Here is a 17,239-nt window from a genome sequence, read left to right as displayed (position 1 = left end):
ACCGTGGGCTTAGGCCACCATCCGGGTGGCGTGCTGGACAGCAACCTCATCCACCACTGCCCAGCAATCGGAGTCATGGAGTTGGGCACTGGCAAAGCGCTCGGCTGAGGCCAGGTCCGGAAATTCCTCGCGCCGGATGTGACCCGAGTCCGTGTCCAGGTACGTCACGTGGAACTCGACGTCCGCGGTTTGTTCCTGGTGATGAATGCTGATGGGGGCTGATTCTTTTGCCATGTTTCCAGTGTGGAATGGGGCACTGACATTTTTAGGCGCATCCGTAGGCGTGTTCGGATCTTTAGCCTTCGGATCTTGGCCTTCGGATCTTTGCCCCGGCCCAGTGGCTTCGCAAGGATTCGCACCGGCTTCCACTTTCCTTGATGTCCGATCCACGTGAATGCAACCGAAATGGGTTCCACAGGGCGTTCAAGGTGTCCGAAGATACTCGGCGGAGACTTCCCGGACTGTGGCGCTAAGGACGTCGAGCACTTTTGACGCCGTCTTCCAGCGCTGCCAGTAGAGCGGAACATCGAAAGGACGCTCGGGGGCAAGTTCAATCAAGTGCCCTTCGGCAATCTCCGGCCCGCATTGAACTTCCGGAATCAATCCCCAGCCGAGGCCCAGGCGAATGGCATCGCCGAAATCCTGTGAGGCTGGAACGTAGTGCCGCGGCCCCTTTTCCTGGGCTTTTGAACCATCCGGCCCAGCCGGCCACGATTCCACGAAGGCCCACTGGTAGGTGTCCTTTCGGTCAAAATCCACTGTTGGGGCCGCGTTTAGCGTGGAACCGTCCACCCCGTCTGCGAACCAACGGTCCACAAACGCAGGCGCTGCCACGGCCCGGTAGCGCATCACTCCGAGGCTCTCCACGCGGCAGCCTTGCACCGGCTCCGGCGTGGCTGCCACTGCAGCCATGACAGTCCCCGAACGCAGCATGGACGTGGAGTGTTGTTCGTCGTCGCGGTGGAGATCGAACGTGACGTTGAGATCGCTGGGCACTCGGGCAAGTGCCTGCAGGAACCACACCGCCAGCGAGTCGGCGTTCACCACAATTGGCACCGCCAACTGTGCTCCCTCGGCACTGAGCCCCAGCTCCCTTCCAGCGTCGGCTTCCAGTTGGGCTAGCTGGCGGGCAAGCCGGAGGACCACTTCGCCGGCCTCGGTGGCCTGGACGGGGTTGCTGCGCTGCAGCAGGACCCGGCCCGCAGATTGCTCCAGGGCCTTCAATCGCTGGGACACGGCCGACGGCGTGATGTGCAGCATGCGGGCTGCGGCGTCCAACGTGCCTTCCGAAAGCACGGTGGCGAAGGTCAGGAGTTGCTCTGACGGAAATTGCGACATAAGGAAATCTTACGGGGCAACAGAATCTTTAGCTGGTCTAAGGAAGCTCATGAACTTAGCGTCGATATGTGACTTCTACTGACATCCTTACGTCCGCAGGCCTCGGCCTGGCCACCGGCCTGGCCCTTATCGTTGCCATCGGCGCGCAAAACGCCTTCGTGCTTCGGCAAGGAATCCTTGGCCAACATATCGGCGCCATCGTCGCGGTCTGCGCGTTGTCCGACGCGATCCTGATCGCAGCCGGGGTACTCGGCACTGGAGCGCTGATCACGGCGGCGCCGCTCGCCGTCGTCGTCCTTCGATACATCGGCGCAGCGTTCCTTGTCGTTTACGGCATCATGGCGGCGCGCCGGGCCTTACGTCCGCAAGCCTTGACCGCAGCGGGGACAGCGAACGACGGCGGCGCGAAGCGCGGCCTCGCGGCCGCCGTGACCACCGTGCTGGCCCTGACCTGGCTCAACCCCCATGTATACCTCGACATCGCCCTGCTGGGTTCGCTGGCGAGTGCGCAGGGGACCTCGTTGCAGTGGTGGTTCGGCGCCGGGGCGATGCTGGGAAGCATGCTGTGGTTTTGCTCGCTCGGCTTCGGAGCCCGCTTCCTGAGGGGCTTCTTTGCCCGACCAGCGTCGTGGCGCTTCCTGGACGGAGGCATTGCCGTAACCATGGCGGCCCTCGGCGCCGGGCTCGCGCTGGGAGCGTAGGGGGCACGCAGTCCGCTCACACCAAGCATCCAGATAACTCACAGAAACTGGGAGCATCATGGATGTCATGAAAAAGAACGGCCCCGAAGCCAAGCTCCTTGTCGTCGACGACGAACCCAACATCCGCGAGCTTCTCTCCACGTCCCTGCGGTTTGCAGGTTTCGAGGTCGTTGCCGCATCCAATGGTCGCGAAGCCCTCGCCGCGGCCGATCTCCATGCCCCTGACCTGGCTGTCCTGGACGTGATGCTGCCGGACATGGACGGCTTCACAGTCACGCGCCGGCTCCGCGCTGCAGGCAAACACTTCCCCGTCTTGTTCCTCACAGCGAAGGATGACACCGAGGACAAGGTCACGGGCCTAACAGTGGGTGGGGACGATTACGTCACCAAGCCTTTCAGCCTGGACGAAGTGGTGGCCCGCATCCGCGCCGTACTCCGCCGCACGCAGCCGCTGGAAGACGACGACGCCGTGATCCGCGTAGACGACCTCGAACTCGACGACGACGCCCACGAGGTCCGCCGCGGTGGCACCGTGATTGAACTCTCCCCCACCGAGTTCAAGCTCCTGCGATACCTCATGCTGAACCCCAACCGTGTTCTCTCCAAGGCACAGATCCTGGACCACGTCTGGGAATACGACTTCAACGGTGACGCCTCGATCGTGGAGTCCTACATCTCCTACCTTCGCCGCAAGGTGGACATCGACCCCGATGCCGCAGCCCTCATCCAAACCAAGCGCGGAGTGGGCTACGTGCTGCGAACGGCAGAGAAGCGCTGACCTTGCTGCAACGCTGGAAATCGGCGTCCCTGAGGTCGCAGCTCGTCGCCATCATCATGGGACTGCTCCTCCTTGCGCTGGCGGCGACGGGGGCCGGCACTTTGACGCTCGTCAAGAGCTACCTGCAGGGTCAGGTGGACGATAAACTCAAGGCCGCCGTCGCGCTGGCCCAGGACCAGCAGTCATTCGACAAGCTGTCCGAGCCGAATCCCGCCGTGCCCACCGACTACTCGCTCACCCTGTACGTTCCGGGGCTGTCGCCATACCAATTCGGCGGCCTGCAGAGTGACCGCCCTGCGATCGCGAACATCACGCCGGCGGAGGCGAAAGTCCGCGGGAACGCCCCATTCCAAGTCAATGGCACAGCTGGCAGCAACTGGCGCGTCGTAGCCGTGGGCGTCGTCGCCAACGGGCAGAACGGCGTGGTGATTATCGGCCTGCCCCTGACGCCTGTAGACAAAGTAATGGAACACGCCGTCCTGGTAGTGGTGGGCGTTGGCCTGCTGACCTTGGTGCTGGCGTTCTTCATCGCTACATGGACCGTGGCACGATCCTTCAGGCCCTTGGCGCGCGTGGAGAAGACTGCTGCAGCCATCGCGGCGGGCGATCTCTCCCGACGCGTGGAAATCGACAACCCCAACACAGAAGTGGGCAGGCTTGGCGGTTCGTTGAACGCTATGTTGGCCCACATTGAGGCTTCCTTCGCGGCGCGCGCCGCGTCGGAAGCGCGGATGCGCCGCTTCGCTGCGGATGCCTCCCACGAGCTCCGGACTCCTTTGGTCACCATTCGAGGTTTCTCGGAGCTTTACCGCCACGGCGCGCTGGCAACCCCCGAAGACGTCGCCACGGCCATGGGCAGAATCGAAAGCGAAGCCAAGCGGATGGGTTCCATGGTGGAGGACCTGCTGCTGTTGGCCCGGCTGGACGAGCAACGGCCGTTGCAGCTCAAACCGGTGGACCTCCAGTTGTTGGCCTACGACGCCGTGGTGGATACCAAAGCCTCATCCGGCGACCGGACAATTACGCTGATCGGACTTGACGGAACAACCCCCACTCCAGCGCCCGTCCAAGGGGACGAGGCCAAGCTCCGGCAGGTTTTAGGCAACTTGGTTGGCAACGCGCTGCGGTACACGCCCGACGGCAGCCCCATAGAACTCGCAGTTGGTGTCCGGACCACTCCTGAAGGCGCATTTTCGGTCATCGAAATCCGCGATCACGGCGCCGGCATTCCGGAGGCGGAGACCAACAAGATCTTTGAACGCTTCTACCGTGCCGATACCTCGCGCACCCGAGAGACCGGCGGCAGTGGCCTGGGTCTGGCAATTGTGGCTGCCATTGTTGGCTCCCACGGGGGCAGCGTCCGTGTAAAGGAGACCGACGGCGGCGGCGCAACTTTGGTGGTCAGCCTTCCGTTCCACGAGGAACCCGCCGAGCTGTTATCCAAGTAGCGCTGGTGCCCCAGTATTGCTGTTATCCACATAGCGACGAATGGTTGTTCCCCGGCCACAGGCGGCTGCCTAGGCTCGATGTTGTGGCCACGCACACCGCCGCGAGCAGCGGAACATCATCGTCGAAAGGCATCACCCATGAGCGTCATTTCCGTCGACACTGAGCTCCTTCAGCTCAAGTCGTCCAACGTCAAAGCAACCGTTGATCGCATCAGCACGGACGTACTGTCCATGAAACACGGACTGGATGAGCTTCAGGCCACCTGGAAAGGCTCAGCTGCCACCAACTTCCAGTCTCTTGTCCTTGAATGGTCCTTGACGCAAAACAAGGTCGAGGCCTCGCTGGCTTCCATCAACATGGCTTTAGCCTCGGCCGCAGCGAGCTACCTCGAAGTGGAGCAGGGCAACACCCAACGCTTCGCCTACTAGGGATTCCGTGCTCCAGCTACACACGAGGTCCAGCTTCACCTAAAGCTCCTGCGGGGCCGGCTGTCTTCCCCCTGTGCAGCCGCCCCGCAGGTCATCAAGGCCGGCCGGGTCAAGGCTTTTCACCTACCTCGTACTTCCCAGGGCACTGTGGTTCATGCGAGGTCAGTTTCAGGGGTGCCTTGGTGGAATCGGAGCCGCCACTGTCCTCGGTCCAGCAGCCAAACGGAACTGCGGAGGGCCGAACCGGAGTGCGCGAAACTTCGGTAGTTGAGCAAGATAGTGTTCTCATTCAGGCGGTCGGCGCTAAGGACTTCCAGTTCAATAGGCTCGCCGGGATCCTCCTCAAGGGCGACCATCATGGCATCACGGGTCCAGAAGCGACCAGAACTGCCAATCTCGGCAAAGTCAGGATGAAGCAATACTCCGATCCTGCCGATGTCCGTGCGTACATCGGGGCGCAGGAGCTCGCGCTCCAAGGCAACCACGATTTCCTCCGCAGGCAGTTCCTGGGTGGAAGCGTCCTCGTCCAGTTCACTGAAAAGGTCCGGCTGGCCGAAGATGCCCGACTCTCCAAACAGCGTGGGTTCCGAGTGGGGTTGGAAGCTGCGCACGGCCCTGGCCGCTGTGGCAGGAACAGGCTGGGCCAAGACTGGACCTGCCCCCGCAAAGCCCGGTCCGCTTGGGGCTGCCGTACCCTGCTGGAAGGCGGTGGCCACCGCGCGTGCGCGCTCGTCTGCTGCCTCATTGAGGTCGTGGCCGGCATGGCCCTTAACCCATTCAAACGTGTATTTGCGCCCCACGATTGCTTGGTCGATGTCCTTGAGCAGGTCCACGTTCAGGACGGGCTTGCCGTCAGCCTTGCGCCACCCCTTCCGCTTCCACCCTGGCATCCACTTAGTGATGCAGTTGATGACGTATTGGCTGTCGCACAGGATCAGCAGTTCTTCGTCGGGCACGTGGGCCGTGGAGCGGAACAGGTCCAGGACGGCCATCAGCTCGCCCATGTTGTTGGTGCCGTGTGGCCAGCCCCCTGCGCGCCAACAGGAGTCATCAACGTACCAGGCCCATCCGGCCGGCCCAGGATTGCCGAGGGCAGAGCCATCGGCGGCAGCAATAATCGTCATGCATTCAATCCTGCCAGACCACACAGACACTGAAAGCCTGATAACACCCAACTGGGGGACAGCACCTGTCGCTACGGGCCCTCATAAGAGCCCGATCTGTCCCCTACTTGGTTCTTAACGCCGACGGCGGCCCCCACCCGAAGGTGTGGACCGCCGTCGTTTGCTGTGTAGCGTGGCTTAGCGCAGGAGGCTTAGAAGCCGCCCATGCCGCCCATGTCGTCGCCACCGGCAGCCGGAGCGTTCTTCTCAGGCTTGTCGGCAACTACGGCCTCGGTGGTCAGGAAGAGACCAGCGATGGAAGCAGCGTTCTGGAGGGCCGAGCGGGTGACCTTTACGGGGTCGTTGACGCCGGCAGCCAGCAGGTCTTCGTAAACACCCGTGGCAGCGTTCAGGCCGTGGCCGGAAGGCAGGCCGCGAACCTTGTCGACAACAACGCCCGGCTCGAGGCCAGCGTTGAAAGCGATCTGCTTGAGCGGAGCGTCGATGGCAACCTTGACGATGTTGGCACCTGTTGCCTCGTCACCCTGCAGGGTGAGGTTGGCGAAGGCCTTGGCACCGGCCTGGATGAGGGCAACGCCACCACCAGCAACGATGCCTTCTTCAACGGCAGCCTTTGCGTTGCGGACAGCGTCCTCAATGCGGTGCTTGCGTTCCTTGAGCTCAACTTCGGTTGCGGCACCGGCCTTGATGACTGCAACGCCGCCGGCCAGCTTGGCCAGGCGTTCCTGCAGCTTCTCGCGGTCGTAGTCGGAATCGGAGTTCTCGATCTCGGCACGGATCTGGGCAACACGGCCAGCGATCTGGTCGGCGTCGCCGGCACCTTCAACGATGGTGGTCTCGTCCTTGGTAACAACAACCTTGCGGGCGGTACCGAGGAGCTCCAGGCCAGCGTTCTCCAGCTTGAGGCCAACCTCTTCCGAGATGACCTGGCCACCGGTGAGGATGGCGATGTCGGCGAGCTGTGCCTTGCGGCGGTCACCGAAGCCCGGAGCCTTGACGGCCACAGACTTGAAGGTGCCACGGATCTTGTTGACGATCAGGGTGGCCAGGGCCTCGCCCTCGATGTCTTCGGCGATGATCAGCAGCGGCTTGTTGGACTGCATGACCTTCTCCAGAACCGTGACGAGTTCCTTCACGTTGGAGATCTTGGAGTTGACGATCAGGATGTACGGGTCCTCAAGGACCGTTTCCTGGCGCTCAGCGTCGGTGACGAAGTAAGCGGAGATGTAACCCTTGTCGAAGCGCATGCCTTCGGTGAGTTCGAGCTCCAGGCCAAAGGTGTTGGATTCCTCGACCGTGATAACGCCTTCCTTGCCCACCTTGTCCAGGGCTTCGGCGATCAGGCTGCCGATTTCCGGGTCACCGGCGGAGATGGAAGCCGTGGCTGCGATCTCTTCCTTGGTCTCGATCTCCTTGGCGGAGGCGAGCAGCTCGGTGATGACGGCCTCAACGGCCTTCTCGATGCCGCGCTTCAGGGACAGGGGGTCGGCGCCGGCGGCAACGTTGCGCAGGCCTTCCTTGACCAGTGCCTGGGCGAGAACCGTAGCGGTGGTGGTACCGTCGCCAGCGACGTCATCCGTCTTCTTGGCAACTTCCTTGACCAGTTCTGCACCGATCTTCTCGTAAGGATCGTCCAGCTCGATCTCCTTGGCGATGGAAACGCCATCGTTGGTGATCGTGGGGGCGCCCCACTTCTTTTCGAGGACGACGTTGCGTCCACGCGGGCCGAGGGTGACCTTGACGGCGTCGGCGAGGATGTTCAGGCCCCGCTCGAGGCCGCGGCGTGCCTCTTCATCAAATGCAATGATCTTGGCCATAACGGCGGTAGTCCTTTCGGGACAGTCGTTAAGAAGGAACCTGTCAGATAGGGTGCCCGCGACGGACGGTCCTTTGCTTGCGGCCTCTGTATGCCCCGCGCTCCGGACCTCACCCCACCAAGGTGTTTCTTGATCCTCCTCCGTTCCGAGAGCCGTCCGCCGCCGGCTTAAGCCGGGCCGGAGTTAGCAGTCGAAGCGTAGGAGTGCTAAATCAATAATTAGCACTCGACCGGGGAGAGTGCAAGCAGAGGCGCCACTTTGAGCTATAAACAAAGGGGTTTCAGCCGTTAGCTGACGTGACCGGCGTAGGAACTATGCGACGCGGACGCTTTCAGCCTGCGGACCCTTCTGGCCTTCGCCCAATTCAAACTCCACCCGCTGGCCTTCTTCCAGGGCTCGGAAGCCTTCCATTTGAATGGCAGACCAGTGCACGAAGACGTCGTCCCCGGAGTCATCCACAGTGATGAAGCCGTACCCTTTTTCGGCGTTGAACCATTTGACGGTTCCCAAAGCCATGATGCCCACACTTTCGCAGTAGCCAAGACCGGTTGCCGGGATCTCCGGACCGGAATCAATCCACTGTAACCACAGTCACTATCCAAGCGCTGCTGTGCAGGGTCCCACCATGACTTTTGTTATTGAGGCTTAACCGAGTTGCGGCTTTCGGGCCTGAAACCCACTGAAAAACAGCCGGAAGTCAGCGGAATTACTGGTAGCCAGGTCCCACAACAACTACCAGCGGCTGCTGTATTTCAGTCGATTCAACAACCGCGGTGATACCGAGGAGCTTCCCCAGCGCCTCTGCGTTGGCCTTCTGCCCTGGAACGTTGTAGAAGACCACGGAGGACTGCTGCGGGAGGCCGCCCCAGTTCCCCACGGTTCCCAACGCCCAGCCATCGCCTTGTACGAGGCCCGCGACGCGGCTGGCGAGTCCAGCCGTAGCCGTGCCGTTGTAAACGGCCACAGCCACCGTCTTGTCCACCGGCGCAGAGGAAGGGGTTCCGGAAGGTTCGGCTGAAGGCGTCGTCCCCGGGCTCGGCTCACCGGAAGCGATGGGAGCGTTGCTTGATTCGGTCGGTGCAGCAGAAGGGGAGGTTTCGCTCTGCTGGGGCGCCGGCGTCGAAACGCTTGTGGACGCGCCAGGGGCCACCAAGCCAAGCCGCGGAAGTATCAGGAAAGCCACGAGTCCCAGCACCAGGGCCACGGCTCCAACGGTCAGGACCGGCCATAAATTGGGACGGACTGTCTCCTGGGCGTCGCGATGCACGCCCTGCCGGGAGCTGTTCTGTGGGACCCGGTCGAATTCATCCTTGGCAAATTTGGTCATGGTGAAGCGTTGTCCTTGCTGGTTGCTGCTGACGATCAGCCTGGCGATTTACGCGTCGGACCCCAAGCGCCGCGCTGTCCGCGCACGTTGGCGCGACGTACGTAGTCTACGCAATCTCTTCACAAGCATGGGATCGTGGGCCAACGCATCCTCGGTATCGATAAGTGCGTTCAGGATCTGGTAATAGTGTGTGGCGGAGAGATCGAACATCTCCCGGATGGCCTGTTCCTTGGCGCCTGCATACTTCCACCATTGCCGCTCCAAAGCCAACATTTGTTGGTCACGGTCGCTCAAAGGTGAGTCGCTGCGGGTCCCGGCCGCCAGGTCTTCAAGGGCCAAACCGGTAGCCTGCGGCGCCATTGGTTCCGGCGCGGGTTCTGCCACGGCACACTCCTTGACGCTGGTTGGGGGAAAATGTCCTACCCCCATGTTACGGGCGAATAACAACGCTGTCATTCGCACCGCCGATGCCATGGAGGAGACAATAACTAGGTGACTGGCGAAGATGCACTGTTTGACCTGGAACCTGCCGGCGTGGCCGATCCGGGCTTCGACGAGCTTGTTGACCTGCCCTTGGAAGAGTTGATGGCCGAGGATTGGGCGGACGCGTTACGGCCCGTGGAAGGACAACTCCGTGAAGCCCTGGCATTTGTTGCAGCTCAGTCTGACCAAGGCATCCAAGTCCTTCCTGCAGCTACGGACCTCCTCCGGGCTTTCCGACGACCACTGGCTGACGTCAAAGTACTGATCCTCGGCCAGGATCCCTACCCAACGCCGGGACACGCCGTCGGGCTTTCCTTTGCCGTTTCACGGCACACGCGGCCCATCCCCCGGAGCCTGGCGAATATCTATCGTGAACTCCAGGACGACCTCGGGCTCCCCCCACGTATCCATGGCGACCTCACAGCATGGACGGATCAAGGCGTCCTGCTGCTGAACCGCGTCCTGAGCGTCGCGGCAGGAAGCGCCGGATCACACAGGGGCAAAGGCTGGGAGGCAATCACGACGGCGGCCGTCAGGGCGGTAGCCCATCGCACCGACGGTGCAGGACGCCGGAGCCCCCTGGTAGCGATTCTGTGGGGGAAGGACGCCGAAGCGGTCACGCCGCTGCTGGATGGCACACCGGCAATCACTTCGGTGCACCCTAGTCCCCTTTCGGCATCCCGTGGTTTCTTTGGTTCCAAGCCGTTCAGCCGAACCAACCAACTGTTGTCGGCACAGGGCGCAGAGCCCGTCAATTGGGAACTACCCATCTTGTAACCTTCGACTCATACCGAGGTGGCACCCGACGAATTAGCTTAGGCTTGCCTACATGGCTGCCCTACCCGTTACTTCGTCCGCTACCCGGAACACGCGCCCGCAGGTCAACCTGACTGTCCTGCGCAAAGAATGGCTCTCACCCCACATGGTGCGGATCGTCGCCGGTGGCCCAGGGTTCAGCGACTACGCGAACAACGACTATGTGGACCGGTACGTCAAAATCGTGTTCCCCCAGCAGGGTGTTGACTACCAACTTCCCCTGGACCTGTGGGCCATCCGCGAAACCATGCCTCGCGGGCAATGGCCCCACACACGGACGTACACCATCCGCTGGGTGAACCTTGAAACGCAGGAGCTGGCGATCGACTTCGTCGTCCATGGCGACGAAGGCCTGGCCGGGCCCTGGGCAGCTGCGGCGGAACCCGGCGACCCGCTGATTTTTACCGGCCCCGGCGGTGCCTACAACCCCGCGCCCGACGCCGATTGGCACCTGTTCGCCGGCGACGACGCCGCGATTCCAGCCATCGCAGCCTGCGTAGAGTCGCTCGCCACGGATGCCCGTGGACATGCGTTCCTCGAGGTGGACAGCGCGGAGGACATCCTGCCTATTTCTGCTCCTGCCGGCGTGGAACTCCATTGGCTGCAGCGCAACGGAGTACCAGCCGGATCAAGCGAGCTGCTGCTTGAGGCACTTCGCGAACTGCAGTGGCTCCCCGGCCGCGTAGACGTCTTTGCGCATGGCGAACGGGGCTACATGAAGGGCCTGCGGGAGATCTTCTTCGGCCAGCGGGGCCTGGAGCGTTCGCAGGTTTCACTGTCCGGGTACTGGGCACAGGGCCGGGTTGAGGAAGTTTTCCAGGCCGAGAAGAAGCTCCCCGTAGGGCAGATCTAGCGGCGGGCAGATCTAGCGGCGCCTCACCCGGCGTCGCTCGTTACTGGACAGTCCCTTGGTCAGTGGCCTCGCGAGGTTGTCGCCGAGCACGATTCCTGCTGCCACTCCCAGGACAATCGCGCCTGCGTTGAGCATGCCCCCGGCACCCTGGAGAATGTCCGCTTCCTCGATGGTCAATACATACATTGAACGGAATATGGTCAGGCCCGGTAGCAGGATGAGCGCGGCCGGAACGGCAACCACCAGTTGGGGAGCACCAAGCTTCAGCGCCACTACCCGAGCGAGGAGGCCGATTGCCACCGCCGAAACTGCCGGCGATAAGCGGTCCCCAAAGCCGGCGGTAGTAGCCCCCCACAAGACGAAGAAGCCAACCAGGCCGACTGCCGCCGTCGGGAGTAACAGTCGCATCTGGGTCTGTTCGGTGACGCCGATAGCAACTACCGCGATGGCAATCAGAATGGTTTGGCCCCACAAAGGATACGCATCCGGGAATGTTTTGGTGACGTCCAGGACTTCGCTGCCCATGAGGGTCCCGACCACGACGGCAACGGCGATGCCAGCGACGATCGCGCCGAAGGTGAGCAGCGTGGAGAGGAACCGTCCGGCAGCCGTTACGGGGAAGCCGTTAATCGCGTCCTGCACGGAAGACACAAGCCTGCCCGTCGGAAGCAACAAGAGGATTCCGCCCGCAACCACAATGGACGGAGCAATGTCAGCACCGGCCCAACGCAGCATCAGGGCGATGAACGTGACCAGGAACGAGCACGCCATGGTGATGAAGAAGTCCGGAGTGCGCCACCGGCTCAGTTGCCGTGCAACCAAACTGATCAGCAAGTTGGAGCCAAAGGCCAGGGCTGACGCGCCAGGACCACCGCCCAGGACGCCCACGAACACCGCGGCGAACACAGCGAACGCCACAGTGACCATCCACCGAGGGAACGGCTTGGCGCTGCGGACGATGTCATTCAATCGACGAACTGCTTCGTCGCGGCCCACTCCCCCGGCCACAATGTCCGTAACCAGTTGATGCACTTGGGCGAGGCCCGCGTAGTTATTCGTCCACGAGCGGACCACCCGTAACAGCGTGATCGGTGTCTGGTCCTTCGGCGCATAATTGATGGCCACCGACTGGTTGGTGATGTCCACTTCAACGTTCTTCAAGCCAAGGGCCGCGGTCACGGCAATCATGCTTGTCTCAACTTCAAGGGCCCCTGCGCCGTAGCGGAACATGACTTCGGCCAGATGCAAGGCGAAGTCGATGGTCTTACGCGCTGAGGCGTCTACGCCGAGAACTTGGATGGTCGGGTTGGCGTAGGGACTACCCGCGAGCCGGTCCACGATGTTCATGGGGGCGGTGGGCGGGCTATCGCCTTGCACCAAGCGCATCAGCATGCGCTTGGCATTGGCGTTCTGCCGGATTTGCGATGGCCGCATCGGCTGGGTCTTGGGCAAGCCGTCAGTGTGAGGCCTGCCGCCGGAGCCCTCAGGGCGATCAGTCACGCAGTGTTCCTCCCTTGGCTTTCTTTGATTAGTTCTTCCCCCGGAATTTCCTCAGCAGGTTTCCGCGCTCCGGCAATTTTGCCAGTACCGTCTTGGCGGCACCTGCAAGCTTCCTGACCGCCTGGTAAGCGGTGAAGATTACCGGATTCACCGGCGCCACGAAGTCTCCCACCAGTTGGACTACCTCGCCGCCAAAGCCCTTCTTGAATTCGTAGCCGCCGTGGCCGGTCTCGTCCTGGCCCTGGATACCAAACGTGCCGTAGAAGTTGTAGCGCGAGTAGCCGTTGTTCAGCGCGTGCAACATCATGCCCCAATACAGGGACGTAGCACCGTTGAAGTAGATGTAATCCTGGACGGTGCCGCCGATGACGCATACGACTTCATCGCCGGAGCAAGCGAAGTGGATCGCCGCTACGGTAGCCACGCCCACGGAGTCGGGGAAGCGTTCGATGTCCTTGAGGCTCCGCTCGTAACTATCCACGAGATCCTGGACAACCTTGACGCGGTTGGCCTTCTTCTTGCTCCCGGTTTCCTCCACCTCTCGCTTGAGGTCCGCGAGCGTCTTGGATTCGGCATCCAGGCGCTCCGTGATCGAGGCCCTGTATTCGGGGATGTTGATCTTGGCCATCATGAGCTTGGTGAACTCATCCGAGGTGTTGCGGAGTAGTTGCTCGTAGTACTCACGCTCGCGGTACGTAAATCCCTTTTCATCACCAGCGGTGCTCAGCGCGTTGTAGAAATCGTCCAAGGTTTCCAGCGTGGCCTGTTCCAGGTAAACGCCATTCTTTTCGGCTTTCCGGATGGCCTTGCGCGTGCGGTAGTTCATGCCCATGATGAGCTCTTCGGAATCAGCGATCCCGTCCAGCTTCTTGACGAACATCCAGTTAATGTTCGCGAAATTCATGTCAAAGCCCTGGTGTTTGAAGCCAAGTCCCGCCAGTTCCTTCAGCAGTGGACGGTTGTCCTCCACCTCCGGGTGCTCCGCCCCGTCCTCGTCCCGGGCGATGTACTTGACGTTGGGTGAGATGCGCAGCTCAGCAGCCTTCTTCGAGGCCGCGCGCTTCTTCAACTGCTCGACGACGAACTGCACCACGGCGGGATCCCTGTAGTCCATCAGGGGTCCCTTTGCGCAGTCGCAGGCCTTGTAGCCAAAGCGGTTTGCGGTGTAAACGAGCTTTCCGGCGGCGATCAGGGTGCCACCGCGGGTCACGCCAAAGAGCTCCACTTCCTGCCCACGGGCACGCTGGAATCGCGTCAGCTCCATGGACTGGATGAAGCTGCCGTGCGGGTGTCCCTTGGCGAATGTCTCGAAATCAGCGTCACTGAGAATCACGAATTCCATGTCGGTTCCAGCCTCAATCGGAGTCAAAAGAAATTACCTCACCTAGATAGATTTGCACCCGTTGGTGGCCGGGGCGGGCCTTGAAGTTTGGGGTGGTGCGGATTCTCAGTAGAACTGTCCGCCGGTGCGCATAGTCTCCAACCGGCGGAAGATACGCTCCGCACCCTTGAGCCAGAGCTTGTGGCGGATGGACCCCAGGACAAGGTCGTAGCAGCCCACGAAGTCCGTAACGGTCTTGGTGAAACTCGTCTTGAACAAGCCCATGCCGAACAACGGGTGGGTCTTGTCCTTGATCCGGGCGGCAGGTGGCGTTCCACAGAAATCGTACTCAACACAGCCCAACTCCTGCATCCGCTGGATGGCCGCCCACTGGACCAAATGCGAGTCACCGTATTGCTTACGGTTCTGCGTGGAGCCGCCATCCTTGTATGTGGCCTTGGAGCCATAGTTGATGACGAAAGCGCCGACGCTGGGTGCGCCGTCCTCGTAGACAAAGAAGAAGTGTCCCTGCCCACGGCTGCAGAACTCGTGCCAGAAACGGGAGTAGTAGTCATAGCTCCGCAGCGGCATCGCGCCCTTGGCGTTCACGGTGTCCTGCATCAGTGCGTAGAGCTTGCGGTAGGTCTTCTCGCCGGGCTCAGCTGGGATAACTTCGCATCCTTCACGTTCTGCCCTGCGGACAGCATTGCGTGCACGCGATGAAATGCTCCGCAGCACCTCATTGGCAGGGGCCGAGATATCCAGCAGCGCTGTTGAGTCGTTGGACTGGATATTTGGCGCCTTGACCAAACCCGCTGCTTTGAGTTGAGCCGCTACCTCAGGCGACTCCACGACGTCGGGCTCAATCTTGATGGTGAAGACGTTCATCTTCTGTTCACGTGCCAGCGCAGCGATTGCGGTCAGCATGGGGTTGATGTCATCCACAGAGGCGGCGTCCGGACCCTTGATCAGGTACCACAGCCGGCCCAGGATGGGGAACTTCTTCTCAAGAAGCAAGTTGTAGCTGGAATATTCGGAGGTCTCCAGAACCAGGCGGCGAACCAACCAGCCGTTGCCATCCTTGACTGCCGCATAGGCGTCCGACTGCAGCATGTTGCCGCCATTGGGGTTGGCTGTGACGTGCTTGTCCCAGTTATCGATTTCCTCGGCGGTGGCAAAGCGGGCGGTAAATTCTCGCAAGGTGGCCGTGTCCAATCTCAGGGGTTTGGTGCAGTGTTCAAAAGCTGGGTGCGCATGCGGACATGCAGCCCCAAGTCTATCGGGCCGGGAAAAATAGCCCGACTCGCCAGCGGTTGGCAATTGGAACTAGGCGCGAATAGCCTGGGCCGGATCCGCTCTGGACGCCGCAATAGCGGGATACAACGCAGAAAGAACACCAGTAGCTGCCCCGGCAATGACTCCGGTCCACACTGATTCAGGCCCCAGCACCGGAGTCCACTCCTGGCTCAGGCAAAACGCCACAACGGCCAGCACCCCCACCGCTCCCCCAGCCAAGCCGCCGCCCAATCCCACAAGCAAGCCCTCAAGGATAAACATCCGGCCGATGCTCATGCGGCTCGTACCGAGGGCTCTACGGAGAGCGATCTCCGGTCTCCGTGTTTGCACGGTCAAATACATGGACGTAGCTGCGCTCAGGCAGGCAAGAGCCAGCAACACCCAGGAGATGACACTTATCAATACGCCCAAATCATTGTTGACTCCTCTTCGGAGCGAACGCAGATCGGCCACCGTATTGACTGTGAAGTGCTCGGGGTGGGCTGCGTCGAGGGCTAAGGGGATCACATCCGCCAGTGGCGCTGGAAATCCAGGGAGGGTGCGGACCACAAACACAGGATTGTCGGAAGCAGCGGATGGGTAGGCCCCCATCCCCAGGATGATGCTGTCCGCAAGAACCGGGTTCCTTCCGGTTTGGTGGAGTATGCCCACGACTGGAACTGGCTGCCCACCGATCCAAATCTTCTGGCCTGGACCCGCAGAAGGAATCCCCAAACGCGTGGCAGTCTCATGCCCCACTATTGCCACTGGTTTTCCAAAGGACTCGTCCAAAAGAGATAGCGCAGAGGCTGGCTCAACTACGGCTTGGCTAAGTTCCAGAAACGTGGAATCCGCGGCCAAGAGTGATCCTGCGAAGTCGTCCTCCTGGATCCCCATGGTTGGCCGAAAGCGTGTGGGTCGAAATTCGGAAGTCGCCATCTCAACGCGCAAACCAACCGCGACGACTCCGTGAAGAGCCGCTATTTTCTTCTGCTGAGCTCGCAAACCTGCGAGGTCAGGGTTCCCGGGTTGGGCCCCCGAGGGACTCCTCGATGCCTGCAGTTCATCCAACGCGGCTTCGGCCAAGCGCTCGGAAACCTGCGCGGAGGCGCTTTGGCTAAGCCCTACCGAGGCAACCAGTCCACCCGATCCCAGCATGAACGCCAGAATGAGCAGCAGTGCCTTACCTGTCCTGGAGGTAAGGGACGCCAATGCATCATAGACGTCATCCGCCAATAGATTGACCCGTCGCCCAAAATGGGCGCCGGAGAGAATTTCAGCTGAATCCGGGCGCCCACCCCTTGGCTCATGACGAGCCGGGCCCTGGGAACTCCGTGCATCGGGCTGTTCCAACCGTCCGTCGTTGATAACGACCTGGCGGTTTGCAGCGGCGGCGACGATCGGATCATGCGTTATGACGACGACGGTCACGCCGGTCTGATTCAAGGCTCTGAGATCTGCGATGACACTCTGGGTATTGACACTGTCCAGGTTTCCCGTCGGCTCGTCTGCAAACAGGATCCTGGGCTTGGTCGCGAGGGCCCGCGCTAAGGCAAGACGTTGCCTCTCCCCTCCAGAGAGGTTCTTGCCGGGCACGTCCGTCCTGTGCAGCAACCCAACCCGACCCAGGGCCTGGGTCACCTGCAACTCCCGCTCAACGTGCCGGACACCTTGGACACGGAGGCCGAGCGCCGCATTCCGTGCTGATGATTCATCCAACATCACATGTGAGGCTTGGAAGACAAACCCAAACATCCGGGATCGCAACAAGTCGCGTTGCTTCTCTGCCATCCGTGACACATCGGCACCGTTGATGAAGTATGTGCCCTCTGATGCACGGTCCAACAGTCCAAGAATGTTCAGGAGCGTTGACTTGCCTGATCCTGAGGGGCCGATGATCGCAACAAAATCACCCTCACAAATCTCAAGATTGACGTCTTGGAGGGCAGCGGTGGGCACATCCGCTCCTCCATAGGAGCGCCCGATACCTTCCAACCGGAGCAGGGGAATCCCTCGGGGCTTTGCCATG

17 protein-coding genes are annotated in these 17,239 nt (G+C 61.4%); 6 read left to right on the top strand and 11 right to left on the bottom strand.

What is annotated here, in order from left to right; all coding sequences use genetic code 11:
* Nucleotides 1-9: 9 nt before the first annotated feature.
* Together LDN75_RS04705 and LDN75_RS04700 are read right to left on the bottom strand one after the other, a co-directional pair.
* On the bottom strand, nucleotides 10-234 hold the full coding sequence (locus tag LDN75_RS04705; protein ID WP_223936008.1) for a hypothetical protein: 225 nt from the start codon (nucleotides 232-234) through the stop codon (nucleotides 10-12).
* Nucleotides 235-423: 189 nt separating this feature from the next.
* On the bottom strand, nucleotides 424-1,338 hold the full coding sequence (locus LDN75_RS04700; RefSeq protein ID WP_223936007.1) for a LysR family transcriptional regulator ArgP: 915 nt from the start codon (nucleotides 1,336-1,338) through the stop codon (nucleotides 424-426).
* Between the two features lie 68 nt (nucleotides 1,339-1,406).
* On the opposite strand from LDN75_RS04700, the gene LDN75_RS04695 reads away from it, so the two are divergent.
* The 4 genes from LDN75_RS04695 (at nucleotide 1,407) to LDN75_RS04680 (ending at nucleotide 4,694) form a co-directional block, all read left to right on the top strand.
* Nucleotides 1,407-2,039, top strand: coding sequence for a LysE family transporter (locus tag LDN75_RS04695; protein WP_223936006.1), 633 nt, complete (start codon nucleotides 1,407-1,409; stop codon nucleotides 2,037-2,039).
* Nucleotides 2,040-2,106: 67 nt separating this feature from the next.
* On the top strand, nucleotides 2,107-2,817 hold the full coding sequence (locus tag LDN75_RS04690) for a response regulator transcription factor (protein WP_026543233.1): 711 nt from the start codon (nucleotides 2,107-2,109) through the stop codon (nucleotides 2,815-2,817).
* A gap of 2 nt (nucleotides 2,818-2,819) precedes the next feature.
* A complete protein-coding gene (locus LDN75_RS04685; RefSeq protein WP_223936005.1) occupies nucleotides 2,820-4,265 on the top strand; it encodes a HAMP domain-containing sensor histidine kinase in 1,446 nt (481 codons plus the stop codon).
* 138 nt (nucleotides 4,266-4,403) lie between these two features.
* Nucleotides 4,404-4,694: a WXG100 family type VII secretion target gene (locus LDN75_RS04680; RefSeq protein WP_223936004.1), complete on the top strand. Its 291-nt coding sequence runs from the start codon at nucleotides 4,404-4,406 to the stop codon at nucleotides 4,692-4,694.
* Nucleotides 4,695-4,846: 152 nt separating this feature from the next.
* On the opposite strand, the gene LDN75_RS04675 is transcribed toward LDN75_RS04680, so the two are convergent.
* From LDN75_RS04675 to LDN75_RS04655, 5 genes are all read right to left on the bottom strand, one after another.
* Entirely contained in the window at nucleotides 4,847-5,818 is a 972-nt protein-coding gene (locus LDN75_RS04675; RefSeq protein ID WP_223936003.1) for a ribonuclease HI family protein, read from the bottom strand.
* Between the two features lie 191 nt (nucleotides 5,819-6,009).
* The gene (gene groL, locus LDN75_RS04670) at nucleotides 6,010-7,635 is read right to left on the bottom strand and encodes a chaperonin GroEL (RefSeq protein ID WP_223936002.1); all 1,626 of its coding nucleotides are present in this window, start codon (nucleotides 7,633-7,635) and stop codon (nucleotides 6,010-6,012) included.
* A 312-nt stretch (nucleotides 7,636-7,947) separates the two neighbouring features.
* Nucleotides 7,948-8,151 carry a cold-shock protein gene (locus tag LDN75_RS04665; RefSeq protein ID WP_216926027.1) on the bottom strand — a complete coding sequence of 68 codons (204 nt, stop codon included), beginning with the start codon at nucleotides 8,149-8,151 and terminating at the stop codon, nucleotides 7,948-7,950.
* A 190-nt stretch (nucleotides 8,152-8,341) separates the two neighbouring features.
* Complete coding sequence (locus tag LDN75_RS04660; RefSeq protein ID WP_223936001.1) at nucleotides 8,342-8,962, bottom strand: LytR C-terminal domain-containing protein; 621 nt, start codon at nucleotides 8,960-8,962, stop codon at nucleotides 8,342-8,344.
* 48 nt (nucleotides 8,963-9,010) lie between these two features.
* A complete protein-coding gene (locus LDN75_RS04655; protein ID WP_223937482.1) occupies nucleotides 9,011-9,322 on the bottom strand; it encodes a DUF3263 domain-containing protein in 312 nt (103 codons plus the stop codon).
* Between the two features lie 132 nt (nucleotides 9,323-9,454).
* On the opposite strand from LDN75_RS04655, the gene LDN75_RS04650 reads away from it, so the two are divergent.
* Nucleotides 9,455-10,222, top strand: coding sequence for a uracil-DNA glycosylase (locus tag LDN75_RS04650; protein ID WP_223936000.1), 768 nt, complete (start codon nucleotides 9,455-9,457; stop codon nucleotides 10,220-10,222).
* Nucleotides 10,223-10,274: 52 nt separating this feature from the next.
* Complete coding sequence (locus LDN75_RS04645; protein WP_223935999.1) at nucleotides 10,275-11,114, top strand: siderophore-interacting protein; 840 nt, start codon at nucleotides 10,275-10,277, stop codon at nucleotides 11,112-11,114.
* A gap of 12 nt (nucleotides 11,115-11,126) precedes the next feature.
* On the opposite strand, the gene LDN75_RS04640 is transcribed toward LDN75_RS04645, so the two are convergent.
* The 4 genes from LDN75_RS04640 to LDN75_RS04625 all read right to left on the bottom strand — a co-directional run bounded on the left by LDN75_RS04640 (nucleotide 11,127) and on the right by LDN75_RS04625 (nucleotide 17,238).
* Nucleotides 11,127-12,614 (bottom strand): threonine/serine exporter family protein, encoded by a 1,488-nt coding sequence (locus tag LDN75_RS04640; protein ID WP_223935998.1) that lies wholly within the window; start codon nucleotides 12,612-12,614, stop codon nucleotides 11,127-11,129.
* Nucleotides 12,615-12,642: 28 nt separating this feature from the next.
* Entirely contained in the window at nucleotides 12,643-13,956 is a 1,314-nt protein-coding gene (locus LDN75_RS04635; protein WP_223935997.1) for a peptidoglycan bridge formation glycyltransferase FemA/FemB family protein, read from the bottom strand.
* A gap of 105 nt (nucleotides 13,957-14,061) precedes the next feature.
* Nucleotides 14,062-15,150: a peptidoglycan bridge formation glycyltransferase FemA/FemB family protein gene (locus LDN75_RS04630; RefSeq protein ID WP_223935996.1), complete on the bottom strand. Its 1,089-nt coding sequence runs from the start codon at nucleotides 15,148-15,150 to the stop codon at nucleotides 14,062-14,064.
* 111 nt (nucleotides 15,151-15,261) lie between these two features.
* The gene (locus LDN75_RS04625) at nucleotides 15,262-17,238 is read right to left on the bottom strand and encodes an ATP-binding cassette domain-containing protein (protein ID WP_223935995.1); all 1,977 of its coding nucleotides are present in this window, start codon (nucleotides 17,236-17,238) and stop codon (nucleotides 15,262-15,264) included.
* Nucleotide 17,239: the final 1 nt, after the last annotated feature.

This window comes from Arthrobacter sp. StoSoilB5, assembly GCF_019977235.1.
In the GTDB taxonomy this organism is placed as follows: domain Bacteria; phylum Actinomycetota; class Actinomycetes; order Actinomycetales; family Micrococcaceae; genus Arthrobacter.
Note: the sequence above shows the minus strand (reverse complement) of the source record. Positions and strands in the feature narration are given on the sequence as shown.